The organism is Citrobacter freundii complex sp. CFNIH9 (assembly GCF_002903305.1).
GTDB lineage: Bacteria > Pseudomonadota > Gammaproteobacteria > Enterobacterales > Enterobacteriaceae > Citrobacter > Citrobacter portucalensis.
The window spans coordinates 1,682,631-1,695,274 of sequence record NZ_CP026238.1 but is presented as its reverse complement, the minus strand read 5'-3'; the positions used below and the strand labels follow the sequence as shown (position 1 = coordinate 1,695,274).

Genomic DNA, 12,644 nt, shown 5'->3' with positions numbered 1-12,644 from the left:
CAGTGAGTTCTTATTTATCTATCTAATCCAAATATCGTTCTTTTCGTAGACTTAAACTCATCAAATTTCCCCCACTGATACTGAACAGGAGAAATACCATGACTAAACCTTACGTAAGACTTGATAAAGACAATGCGGCAGTACTGCTGGTCGACCATCAAGCTGGCCTGCTCTCTCTGGTTCGGGATATCGATCCCGATAAATTTAAAAACAACGTGCTTGCGCTCGGTGACTTAGCAAAATACTTCAACCTCCCAACCATTCTGACAACCAGTTTTGAGACAGGACCAAACGGACCGCTGGTACCGGAACTGAAAGCTCAATTTCCGGATGCGCCCTACATTGCTCGCCCAGGAAACATTAACGCATGGGATAACGAAGATTTCGTGAAAGCAGTAAAAGCGACCGGCAAAAAGCAGCTGATTATCGCTGGTGTCGTGACGGAAGTTTGCGTCGCTTTCCCAGCGCTCTCGGCTATTGAAGAAGGTTTTGACGTCTTTGTTGTCACCGATGCTTCAGGCACGTTTAATGAAATTACCCGCCATTCAGCATGGGATCGGATGTCTCAAGCAGGCGCTCAATTGATGACATGGTTCGGAGTAGCATGCGAACTGCACCGCGACTGGCGCAACGATATCGAAGGTCTGGCGACGTTGTTCTCTAATCACATTCCGGATTATCGCAATCTGATGACCAGCTATGACACGTTAACTAAGCAGAAGTAAAGACTGGGGCAAAACCCTGGCCTGACATGTAGCCGGATAGCGCGCAGCTTGAAGGCCTACGGATATTGTAGGCTTGATAAAGCACGAGGCGCCATCCGGCATATTATGGATTAACTCGCCACCGCCATACCGACGGTCATATGCAGCCCGTAGAACACGCCACGACCAATCAGCTCGCCGACTAACAGCAGAATAAACGCGACGGAAAGCAACGGAACGGCAGGCTGGTAACCCTTCACTTGCGGTACTATCCAGCAGCACAACGCTAACGCCAGCGCCACGATCCGCCACGCCATCAGCGAACCGTAATCCGGAACCAGCGCAGAGGCCTGTTGAATCGAACTGTGGATTGTCGCCAGTTCAGTGCCCTGCATTACCGACATGATGGCACTCACGACCAGAGCAAGCACTGATATAGCCGGCAGCAGGCGCATAGCCCAACCATCCACGCCAGCAATTCTCAGTAACAGATATCCCAGCAGCGGACCGCCCATAAACATCGTCAGGAAGAAGCCCAGCGGTGTCCAGACGCTGTACCAGGTCGGTACGGTATCGATGGTGTTATACACGCGCACCATCATCCAGACAAAAACCACACCCAGCACCATGGTGACAACTAACCACAGATTGCGTAATGCGGGCGACATTTTCTTCAACATAGCCAGCAGCCAGCCGATACCGCCAACGGCAAAGAAGAGTGAGCCGCTGGCAATTTCGTTACTCAACGCAGATGACCCAACGCGATTGAGTGAGTTAAAGGCGCGCATCGGTGAGCCCAGGTGGAGCATGGAAGCAATAAATCCAATGCCCATTAATACCCACAGCCCAAACATGCAGGTAATTACGCGTTGCTGCGATTCTGGGCGTAAGCCCCCTTTCATCAACGCCAGCGCCAGAACAATAAAACCGCCAACCACACACTGTCCGAAGACCGTGAAGATCATCAGCGGCCATTCATGCCATCCACTTCCCATCTTACACCTCCTTCGGATTAGCCAGATAACCTGTGGTATCCCCGGTCGGGCGGCTATTGGCGTTAGGTTTGATGACAATGCTCGGTTTGGTAAAGTGCGCGCCCGGCAATGGCGCAACCGCAGCCAAAGTACCGTGTTTTTTGCGCAGTTCATCAATTGGGCCAAAATCCAGCGCACGCAGTGGACAGGACTCGACGCAAATAGGTTTCTTACCTTCAGCGACGCGCTCATGGCAGCCATCGCATTTGGTCATGTGCCCTTTGTCAGCATTGTACTGTGGTGCGCCGTAAGGACAGGCCATGTGGCAATAGCGGCAGCCGATGCACACATCTTCATCGACAACGACAAAGCCATCTTCACGTTTGTGCATCGCACCGCTCGGACACACTTTGGTACAGGCCGGGTCTTCACAGTGGTTACACGCAATGGAGAGGTAATAGGCAAAGACGTTCTGATGCCAGACGCCGTTGTCTTCCTGCCAGTCACCGCCGGCGTACTCATAAATGCGGCGGAAGCTGACTTCAGGGGTTAAATTTTTGAAATCTTTGCACGCCAGTTCGCAGGTTTTGCAACCGGTGCAACGGCTGGAATCAATAAAAAATCCATACTGGGTTGTCATCGGTTACTCCTTACACCTTTTCAACCTGAACAAGGTTCGTGTGTGATGGGTTCCCCTTCGCGAGAGGAGACGGACGCTGGGTCGTCAGGACGTTAATACAACCACCCTGGTCCACGCGTTTTGCGTCCGGGTCATACCACGCCCCTTCGCCCAATGCCACCACGCTAGGCATCATACGCGGCGTTACTTTCGCCTCAATGTGCACTTCACCACGATCGTTAAAGATGCGCACCTTGTCGCCGTTGTTAATGCCGCGTCGCTGTGCATCCATCGGGTTGATCCACATTTCCTGACGGCAGGATGCTTTCAGAACATCCACGTTGCCATAGGTCGAGTGAACGCGAGACTTATAGTGGAAGCCGGTCAACTGCAGAGGGAATTTCTCCACCAGCGGATCGTTTAAGCTCTCAAAACCTGGGGTATAAATCGGCAGTGGATCAATCACATCACCTTCCGGCAGTTCCCAGGTTGACGCGATCTCGGCAAGCTGCTGCGAATAAATTTCGATCTTACCTGACGGCGTGGTCAGCGGATTGGCGTTAGGATCCTCACGGAACGCCTTGTAGGCCACGTGATGTCCCTGTGGGTCGCGCTGTTTAAAGATCCCCTGCTTGCGGAATTCTTCAAACGTTGGCAGTTCAGGAATGGCTTTGCGCGACTGCTCGTACAGATGACGCATCCACTCTTCCTGAGTACGACCTTCTGTAAACTGCTGCTCAACACCAAGGCGTTTCGCTAGCTCACTGGTCATCTGGTAGATAGTCTTGCATTCGAAGCGTGGCTTGATCGCCTGATCGGTGAAAATCACATACGACATATTTCCGCAGGAGGCATCCAGTGCGAAGTCCATCTGCTCCGAAGCGGTGCAGTCCGGCAGCAAAATATCCGCGTATTTCGCCGAGGAGGTCATATGGCAGTCGATGACAACGATCATCTCGCACTTCTTATCATCCTGTAGGATTTCATGTGTGCGGTTGATATCAGAGTGCTGGTTAATCAGACAGTTACCGACATAGTTCCAGATCATCTTAATCGGAACATCGAGCTTATCTTTGCCACGAACACCGTCACGCAGCGCCGTCATCTCCGGACCTCGCTCAATGGCGTCCGTCCACATAAACATAGAGATGCTGGTTTCGACTGGGTTTTCCAGCGTAGGCATACGTTCAAACGGCAAACTGTATGAGCCCTCACGCGCCCCGCTGTTGCCGCCGTTAATCCCAACGTTACCGGTAAGGATTGCCAGCATAGAAATGGCACGAGTCGCTATTTCACCGTTAGCATGACGCTGCGGTCCCCACCCCTGACTGATATATGCCGGTTTAGCGCTACCGATTTCACGTGCCAGTTTGACGATTCGATCAGCAGGAATACCGGTAATTTGCGCTGCCCATTCCGGGGTCTTGGCGATACCGTCTTTGCCCTGCCCAAGAATATACGCCTTATAGTGACCGTTTTTCGGTGCGTCGGCCGGTAAGGTTTTCTCGTCGTAACCCACGCAGTATTTATCAAGGAACGGTTGATCAACCATGTTTTCGGTGATCAGCACATACGCCAGACCATTCACCAATGCCGCATCGGTACCTGGGCGGATCGGGATCCACTCATCTTCACGACCCGCGCCGGTATCCGTGTAGCGGGGATCGATAATGATCATGCGGGCATTGGATTTTTGTCGCGCCTGTTCAAGGTAATAGGTTACCCCACCCCCGCTCATACGGGTTTCACCAGGGTTATTCCCGAACAGAACCACCAGCTTGCTGTTTTCAATGTCGGACGGGCTGTTACCGTCAGCCCAGCCGCCGTAGGTGTAATTCAACCCGGCAGCGATTTGCGCTGAAGAGTAGTCACCGTAGTGGTTAAGGTAGCCGCCGCAGCAGTTCATCAGACGTGCTACCAGCGTTTTGCCTGGCGGCCAGGAGCGTGTCAGGGTGCCGCCCAGCGTACCAGTGCCGTAGTTCAGGTAGATAGACTCGTTGCCGTAGTCTTTGATAAGACGCTGCATATTGCTGGCAATGATGTCGTAGGCTTCATCCCAGCTGATACGCTCAAATTTCCCTTCGCCACGTTTACCGACGCGTTTCATCGGGTATTTCAGACGGTCGGGATTATAAACGCGACGACGCATGGAGCGACCACGCAGACAGGCGCGTACCTGGTGCAAGCCGTCATAGTTGTCATCACCGGTGTTGTCGGTTTCAACATACTTTATTTCACCGTCTACCACGTGCATACGCAGAGGACAGCGGCTACCACAGTTCACCGTACACGCGCTCCAGATGACTTTCTCATTGGCCTGTGTCGGATTAAGGGCTTCTGCAGCATTTGCAATACGGGTAAATGGCAGGGTAAACGCGCTACTGGCCACCGCCAGTCCGCCTATCGCCGTCGTTTTCACCAAACCTCGGCGACTAACCTCAGCTGCCAGCATGGCATCGGGGATCTTAGTTTTCATAGTGGCTCACTCTGCTGCTCACAATAAACAAAAGAGAAATACTCGTTATATAGATTTTTATATAGCTTTAATATCAATATACAGACTTGTAGATACTGAATTTGCGAAAAGACAGAGATAAATACTGACTTTCATTCGAAGGCAGTATTACTCCTATGGAGGTAGGCGTTATTGTCCGACGTCAAACGGGCATAAAAAAAGCGCCCTGAGGCGCTTTTTTAGCAAAGAAAGGTAGCTTAGCCGATAAATTCCAGGCCATTCATGTACGGACGTAACACTTCCGGAACCTGAATACGGCCATCAGCCTGCTGATAGTTTTCCATCACCGCAACCAGCGTACGTCCAACCGCCAGACCGGAACCGTTCAGCGTATGTACTAAACGGGTCTTTTTGTCGGATTTGCTGCGGCAACGCGCCTGCATACGACGAGCCTGGAAATCCCACACGTTGGAGCAAGAGGAGATTTCGCGATAGGTGTTCTGCGCCGGGATCCACACTTCCAGATCGTACGTTTTGCATGCGCCGAAGCCCATGTCGCCTGTGCACAGGATGATCTTACGGTACGGCAGGCCCAGCAGTTGAAGAACCTTCTCGGCATGGCCGGTCATCTCTTCCAGCGCGTCCATAGAGTCTTCCGGGCGAACGATCTGCACCATTTCAACTTTATCGAACTGGTGCATACGGATCAGACCACGGGTATCACGACCGTAAGAACCTGCTTCAGAACGGAAGCACGGCGTATGCGCGGTCATTTTGATCGGCAGCGCATCTTCGTCAATGATTTCGTCGCGAACCAGGTTGGTCAGCGGAACTTCTGCCGTTGGGATCAGCGCATAGTTGCTGCTGTCGGCTTCTTCATCCAGCGGACGGGTGTGGAACAGATCGCCAGCAAATTTCGGCAGTTGCCCTGTTCCGTACAGCGTGTCATGGTTAACCAGATACGGAACGTAGTTTTCGCTGTAACCATGCTGTTCGGTATGCAGATCCAGCATGAACTGAGACAGCGCACGGTGCATGCGCGCGATCTGCCCTTTCATCACGACGAAACGAGAGCCGGTCAGCTTAACCGCAGCGGCAAAATCAAGACCCGTGTGCATTTCACCCAGGGTAACGTGATCGCGCACTTCGAAATCAAACTCACGCGGAGTACCCCAACGGCTGACTTCAACGTTGTCATTTTCATCTTTACCCACCGGAACGTCGTCCGCTGGCAGGTTAGGAATGGTCAGCGCAATGTCGCGGATCTCGGCCTGTAAGGTATCAAGTTCAGCTTTCGCGGCATCCAGCTCTTCGCCCAGTTTGTTCACTTCCAGACGTAAAGACTCGATATCTTCCCCGCGCGCTTTTGCCTGGCCGATGGATTTCGATCGAGAGTTACGCTCTGCCTGCAGGTTTTCAGTTTGTACCTGCAGAACTTTACGACGCTCTTCAAGAGCGCGCAGCTTATCTACATCCAGCTTAAAGCCCCGGCTTGCCAGTTTTTCTGCGACTGCGTCTGGCTCATTACGCAGCAGATTGGGATCGAGCATGCTTATCCTGTGCTTATCGAATTAAAATAGGAGAAAGTGACCACAGCCTGCGGTCACAGGGATACAGAGACAACATTACCGCAACGATAACACTAACGGTAGCGTTTTATAGGGCTATTTTGATCCTGTCCGGCGAGCCAGGCGAGCTTTTCGCCAATCTTGCCTTCAAGACCTCTGTTTGTGGGGTGATAATAGCGCGTTTGTGCCATTTCCTGCGGGAAGTACTCTTCTCCGGCGGCATAGGCATTTGGTTCATCATGGGCGTAACGATACTCCTCACCATAGCCCATTTCTTTCATCAGCTTAGTTGGCGCATTGCGCAGGTGGACCGGCACGTCGTAATCCGGACGTTCGCGGGCATCAGCCAGCGCGGCTTTGAAGGCGGTGTAAACCGCATTACTTTTCGGCGCGCAGGCCAGATAAACAATCGCCTGAGCAATCGCTCGTTCACCTTCCGCGGGTCCCACGCGGGTAAAGCAGTCCCATGCGGAAATTGCCACCTGCATGGCGCGAGGGTCGGCATTGCCGACATCTTCAGAGGCAATGGCCAGACAGCGACGGGCAACATACAGCGGGTCACCGCCTGCACTAATGATGCGCGCATACCAATAAAGTGCCGCATCCGGGGCGCTGCCGCGAACCGATTTGTGTAATGCGGAGATGAGATCGTAAAAACGATCGCCTTTATTATCAAAGCGTGCGCTGCGTTCACCGGCAATTTCAGTGAGCAATTCTGGTTTCAATACGCGCTTGCCAGAATCATCAACTTCGGCCATATCGGCCATCATTTCCAGCGTATTCAGCGCTCGCCGTGCGTCACCATTAACCAGTTCGGCAATCGCCCGACGCGTCTCTGGTGGCAGTACGATATCCTGGCCGCCGTAACCCCGGGCTTTATCTGACATCGCCTGGTCCAGCACCTGTTCAATATCGTCGGTGGTTAACGATTTCAGTAAATAAACACGCGCCCGCGACAACAGTGCCGAGTTCAGTTCAAACGAGGGATTTTCAGTGGTGGCGCCAATAAACGTGATGGTACCGTCTTCAATATGCGGTAAAAACGCATCCTGTTGGCTTTTATTAAAACGGTGAACTTCGTCCACGAACAGGATCGTACGTCGACCCGCGTTACGATTCTGACGCGCCCGCTCAATCGCTTCACGAATTTCTTTTACACCAGACGTGACCGCCGAAATTCGTTCAACATCGGCGTTAGCGTAACGGGCAATAACTTCGGCTAGCGTGGTTTTCCCCGTCCCCGGCGGACCCCATAAAATCATAGAGTGCAGGTGCCCGGCCTCGATGGCGCGCGGCAAGGGTTTACCCGCAGCCAGCAGATGCTGCTGGCCGATGTACTGCGCTAAATTTTCTGGCCGCATACGTGCGGCCAGTGGCTGAAAGGTATTATCAGAAAAGTCGAGCGACAGATTGCTCACTCACACGCCTCTACTTACGTTGATCGTCAACCGTTACACCTTGCGGCGGGGTAAAGGTGAATTTCGAAGGTTCAATCGCACCATTCTGCTGAGATTTCAGCTGATAGCTGCTGCGCTGATCGTCTTGCTCAACGGCACTGAACTGATGGATCGTCCCGTCCCGCCCAACATTGATAGTAAACTGCTTCAGGTTACCGCTGCTGGTTTTTGGCGTCAGCACGAAATCATCGCCGTTTTGCTTAATGTTGTACTGTTGCCAGTCGCTGGCCTGGTTACGCGCAATCAGCATAAACGGCGTGTTGCCAGTGGCGTCTTTCAACCAGGTCGCAGTCGCCTGCTCAACAAACGGGTTAAAGAACCACAGCGTTTTACCATCGGAAACCAAGATGCTCTCGTCAGGCTGCGTCATATGCCAGTTAAACAGATTAGGGCGTTTAACCCATAAGTCGCCCTGACCCTCCTGCACCGCCGCGCCGCTACCGTCCGTGACCTTCTGAGTAAAGCTGGCATGGAAGCTACTGACTTTATCCAGACGGCTTTTCAGGTCGCTGGCAGCGTCAGCCCAGACGCTGCTCACCACAAAGCTCGACAGTAATGCACAGGTGATTGCGATTCTTTTCATCGTTATTCCTCAAAATACGTCACTCCCAACGGGGAGATCCCTCTGCTATCCATTTCAGGCCAAAAATCAGCATGAGGAAAGTAGAAAATACTGAATTACTTAACTTTGCAATCATTCGAAGGGCGGCGGAGCCAGCACTTCACGATTACCATTATGCCCTTGTTCGCTGACTATTCCCTGCGCTTCCATCTGTTCGATGATGCGCGCCGCTCGGTTGTAACCGATACGGAACTGACGTTGGACGCCGGAGATCGAGGCTTTGCGTTTCTGAGTAACAAAGTTCACCGCCTGATCGAACAGCGGATCCAGTTCTTCGCCACCATCAAAGCCGCCACCGCCGCCTTCGCTTTCGCTGTCAGAGGTAATGCCATCTACGTATTGTGGGCGACCGCGCGCTTTCCAGTCCTGAACTACCGCGTGAACTTCTTCATCGCGTACAAAGGCGCCGTGTACACGCACAGGGATCGTCGAGTTTGGTGCAGAATAAAGCATGTCACCCATACCCAACAGCGATTCCGCGCCGCCCTGGTCAAGGATGGTACGCGAGTCAATTTTACTGGACACTGTAAAGGCGATACGCGTCGGGATGTTCGCTTTAATCAGACCAGTGATAACGTCAACTGACGGTCGCTGGGTTGCCAGCACCAGATGGATCCCCGCCGCACGCGCTTTTTGCGCCAGACGAGCGATCAGTTCTTCCACCTTTTTGCCAACGGTCATCATCAGGTCAGCGAATTCATCCACCAACACCACGATATACGGCAGTTTTTCCAGCACCGGATGCTGAACATCCATGCTGTCGCCCGGCTTCCAGTATGGGTCTGGAATCGGACGTCCCATACGGGCGGCTTCAGCAATCTTATCGTTATAACCGGCAAGGTTACGCACGCCAAGCGCCGACATCAGTTTGTAGCGACGTTCCATTTCATTGACGCTCCAACGCAAGGCATTGGCGGCATCTTTCATGTCGGTCACAACTTCAGTCAGCAGATGTGGAATACCTTCATAAACAGAAAGTTCCAGCATTTTCGGGTCAATCATGATAAAGCGAACGTCTTCCGGCTGCGCTTTGTACAGCATGCTGAGGATCATGGCGTTCACCCCAACAGACTTACCGGAACCGGTTGTCCCTGCCACCAGCAGGTGCGGCATTTTAGCCAGATCGGCCACCACCGGTTCGCCCGCAATATCTTTGCCCAGCACCACAGTCAGCGGAGATGAGTTATCACGGAATTTAGCGTTATCCAGCACTTCTCGCAGATAGACGGTTTGACGTTTTTTGTTCGGTAACTCCAGTCCGACATACGGTTTGCCTGGAATAACCTCGACCACACGTACCGCCGCGGTCGACAATGAACGCGCCAGATCTCGTGACAGGTTAGAAATACGCGCTGCTTTAACCCCTGGAGCCAGATTAAGCTCAAAGCGGGTAATCACCGGGCCAGGAGAATAGTTCACCACATCGGCTTTAATGCGGAAATCCGCCAGACGCGCTTCCACCAGACGTGCCATTTGTTCCAGTGCGAACGTATCTATCGGCTCAACTTCGCTCGGCGGCGGCGTGAGCAGATCTAACGATGGCAGCGGCGTGCTTGGACGGTGCGCCGGACGACTATCCCCATTACGCATCAGCAGCGGATGGATCAGACTATCCTGCGGCGGCGGTGTAGCAGGCTGCGCTGGCTGCTGATAATGCTGCTGCGGTGCAACTGGCTGCGCTGGCTGTTGATAATGCTGCTGCGATGCAACTGGCTGCACCGGTTGCTGGTAGTGCTGCTGCGGTGCAACTGGCTGCGCTGGTTGCTGATAATGCTGCTGTGGTGCAACTGGCTGTGCCGGTTGCTGATAGTGCTGTTGCGGTGCAACTGGCTGCGCCGGTTGCTGATAATGCTGCTGCGGCGCAACTGGTTCCTGGTACTGCGGCGCGGGCTCCGGCATTACGCCAGGCGTAAACAGCGGCTCATGCGGCCCCTCATCCACCAGCGTTTTCATTGGCGAAAATTCAAAGTCATCGAGGGAGAACGGATTCGCTCCGACAGGCTGCTCACCGGAATAACGCTGCTGCTGAGAAGAAGCAAACTGGCGGGCCAGTTCAGCTTCTGCGGCTGAATCTTCGTCATCAGTCTGGTGGGTATCGTCCTGATACTCTTCGCCATAACGATGCTGCTGCGACTGAGCGAACTGACGTGCCAGCTCGTCCTGCTGCATTGCATCCATTTCATCGTCACTGTACGCATCTGTATCAAGCTGCTCTTCGCGCGCTTTCTCTTCAGCCATACGCTGTGACGGCAGTTTTATGCCATATGAAGCCAGCTCACGACGAGTAGGCACGCGCACACGATTCGGACGCGGCAACTGCGGGCCAATGCCCTCTTTCACCTGCGGACGCGGCGTACCGCTGCCTGCAAGGCTAAAGACAGGTGCTGCGGCAGCGGCACTCACCCCTAACGCGGCGCTTTTTACGCCAGCGGCCAGCGGTGCAACGGCAGCAACAGACTCAACGGGCGGTATGGATGCAGTCGTCGGCATAGACGGCGTAGACGGCTTAACACGCTCAGGTTCCTGAGCAGGTTCTGGAATCGGCTGATACCATGCGGCCAGTTGTTCACGCTCACGCGCACGTTTCTCTTCGACTTCTTCAAAGTAATAGAGCGGCGGACGAGTCGGTTTAACTTCTTCAACCACCGGCTCAGGTTCCACCACTGTTGGTTGTTCAACCACAGGCTGCTGGAACGTAGTGCTCTGTTGAAAAGTTGGATCCTGCTGATAAACAGGTTGCTGCACAGGCTCCGGCTGATAAACAGGCTGCTGGAAGGCGGCGTTCTGTTGAGAGGTCGGATCCTGTTGATAGACAGGTTGCAGCACGGGCTCCGGCTGATAAACAGGTTCCGGCTGCGGCGCGACAGGATGCGTATAAACAGGTTCAACGGGCTGCTGTGCGTAATATTGCGGCTGCGGACTCTGCTCCACAACCGGTTGTTGCCATGGCTCATACGGCTGCTGCACCGGAGGTTGCGCGTACTGGGCTGGCTGCGGATAACCTTCAGGCGCTGGTGCAATCGCGGCATCACCGGTTTGCGGGCCAGGCACGGGTTGCCAGGCCACAGTTGGGACTGGTTGCTCCATAACAGTGTTGGTCACGGGCGACGTTTGCAGTAACGGATCGACCGGTGCGCTCCAGGCCTGAGCGGCCGTTGTAGCTGCAGCTGCTGCAGCCACAGGCTCGGTTACCGAGTGGCCGTTAAGCAGCGGATCAAGTTCGTCATATTCAGGCAGCGTCGCGCGATTACCGGAAAACAGCACATCATTAGGATCGGCAACCACGCCACGGGCGCTGTATTCAATTTCGTCTTCATCATCCATGCGTTTGCCGGAGAATAGCGCCGCATCGGTATGACGACCAAGCGGATTGGTAAATTTCTCCGCCAGACGTTTACGGCGCGCTAACGCACCGCGCAGGATACGAGCTCGGCGCGATTCATGGGGTTTGCCATCAGCGGCGTCGACAGACTCTTCTTCGTCTTCATATTCTTCGTCATCGACCCAGGTATCGTCGCGGCGGGTACGGTTGCTGGCAAACGTCAGGATATTGAGTAACCAGCCGCCCAGTTTTTCCGCAATGCTCACCCATGACCAACCGGTGAACAGTGTTAATCCCGCTGCCCAAATGCACAACAACGTCAGCGTGCCGCCGCTGCTGTGCAGCAATGGTTGTAGCGTGGTGCTGAGCAGACTGCCGATCACGCCGCCAGAGGCGAAATACCAGATATCATCGGCGTTAATTGCGGCCAGCCCGCAGGAAGTGAGAATCAGCGCCAGAACGCCAATAATGCGCAGCGAGACGGCAAAATAATCGACGTATTCGTCGCTGGCCTGATGTCGCCAGGCAAACCAGCAGCCACCGACAATGATGACGGGGATGGTGTAGGCCATGACGCCAAAAATAAAGAACAGCGTATCCGCCAGCCATGCTCCAGGTATTCCACCCAGATTATGGATAGGCTCATGCCACGCGGTTTGCGACCAACTGGGATCCGAAGGGTTAAAGCTGAGTAAGGCAGCCATCAACCAGACGGCAAAAAGGGCAATAAGGATCAGTAGCGCTTCCAGAAGTCGGCGCCCGCTGCTTAACTTCGTCAATGTGACGTCTTTGTCTTCAGTGTATTCCTGGCTCAAAAACGGCTCTCCAGGTTTCGGGCTTTTCCTGCCCGATGCTAAAACGGACAACAGCACCGGGTTGCCCCGGCACTGTTGCTGTATGGATTAACAGGAGTGTAATCAAAC

Annotated in this window: 8 protein-coding genes; 1 reads left to right on the top strand and 7 read right to left on the bottom strand. The window is 53.7% G+C overall.

Annotated features, from left to right (window positions below):
- Window positions 1-98: 98 nt before the first annotated feature.
- A complete protein-coding gene (gene ycaC, locus C2U43_RS08510; RefSeq protein WP_003035746.1) occupies window positions 99-725 on the top strand; it encodes an isochorismate family cysteine hydrolase YcaC in 627 nt (208 codons plus the stop codon).
- A gap of 110 nt (window positions 726-835) precedes the next feature.
- Here ycaC and C2U43_RS08505 read toward each other — a convergent pair whose 3' ends face one another.
- The 7 genes from C2U43_RS08505 to ftsK all read right to left on the bottom strand — a co-directional run bounded on the left by C2U43_RS08505 (window position 836) and on the right by ftsK (window position 12,536).
- Window positions 836-1,699, bottom strand: coding sequence for a dimethyl sulfoxide reductase anchor subunit family protein (locus tag C2U43_RS08505; protein WP_003831906.1), 864 nt, complete (start codon window positions 1,697-1,699; stop codon window positions 836-838).
- A 1-nt stretch (window position 1,700) separates the two neighbouring features.
- The gene (gene dmsB / locus C2U43_RS08500; RefSeq protein ID WP_003831905.1) at window positions 1,701-2,318 is read right to left on the bottom strand and encodes a dimethylsulfoxide reductase iron-sulfur subunit DmsB; all 618 of its coding nucleotides are present in this window, start codon (window positions 2,316-2,318) and stop codon (window positions 1,701-1,703) included.
- A 10-nt stretch (window positions 2,319-2,328) separates the two neighbouring features.
- The gene (gene dmsA, locus C2U43_RS08495; protein WP_103284959.1) at window positions 2,329-4,773 is read right to left on the bottom strand and encodes a dimethylsulfoxide reductase subunit A; all 2,445 of its coding nucleotides are present in this window, start codon (window positions 4,771-4,773) and stop codon (window positions 2,329-2,331) included.
- A gap of 236 nt (window positions 4,774-5,009) precedes the next feature.
- Complete coding sequence (gene serS / locus C2U43_RS08490) at window positions 5,010-6,302, bottom strand: serine--tRNA ligase (protein ID WP_003831902.1); 1,293 nt, start codon at window positions 6,300-6,302, stop codon at window positions 5,010-5,012.
- 92 nt (window positions 6,303-6,394) lie between these two features.
- Window positions 6,395-7,738, bottom strand: coding sequence for a replication-associated recombination protein RarA (gene rarA, locus C2U43_RS08485; RefSeq protein ID WP_103284958.1), 1,344 nt, complete (start codon window positions 7,736-7,738; stop codon window positions 6,395-6,397).
- Window positions 7,739-7,748: 10 nt separating this feature from the next.
- The gene (gene lolA, locus C2U43_RS08480) at window positions 7,749-8,360 is read right to left on the bottom strand and encodes an outer membrane lipoprotein chaperone LolA (protein ID WP_003831898.1); all 612 of its coding nucleotides are present in this window, start codon (window positions 8,358-8,360) and stop codon (window positions 7,749-7,751) included.
- Window positions 8,361-8,471: 111 nt separating this feature from the next.
- The gene (gene ftsK, locus C2U43_RS08475; protein WP_103284957.1) at window positions 8,472-12,536 is read right to left on the bottom strand and encodes a DNA translocase FtsK; all 4,065 of its coding nucleotides are present in this window, start codon (window positions 12,534-12,536) and stop codon (window positions 8,472-8,474) included.
- Between the last annotated feature and the right edge of the window lie 108 nt (window positions 12,537-12,644).

Excerpts from the sequence above, each read along its gene's own strand:
- lolA (WP_003831898.1), bottom strand. The coding sequence starts at position 8,360 with ATGAAAAGAATCGCAATCACCTGTGCATTACTGTCGAGCTTTGTGGTG.
- serS (WP_003831902.1), bottom strand. The coding sequence starts at position 6,302 with ATGCTCGATCCCAATCTGCTGCGTAATGAGCCAGACGCAGTCGCAGAA.
- C2U43_RS08505 (WP_003831906.1), bottom strand. The coding sequence starts at position 1,699 with ATGGGAAGTGGATGGCATGAATGGCCGCTGATGATCTTCACGGTCTTC.
- dmsB (WP_003831905.1), bottom strand. The coding sequence starts at position 2,318 with ATGACAACCCAGTATGGATTTTTTATTGATTCCAGCCGTTGCACCGGT.
- dmsA (WP_103284959.1), bottom strand. The coding sequence starts at position 4,773 with ATGAAAACTAAGATCCCCGATGCCATGCTGGCAGCTGAGGTTAGTCGC.
- ycaC (WP_003035746.1), top strand. The coding sequence starts at position 99 with ATGACTAAACCTTACGTAAGACTTGATAAAGACAATGCGGCAGTACTG.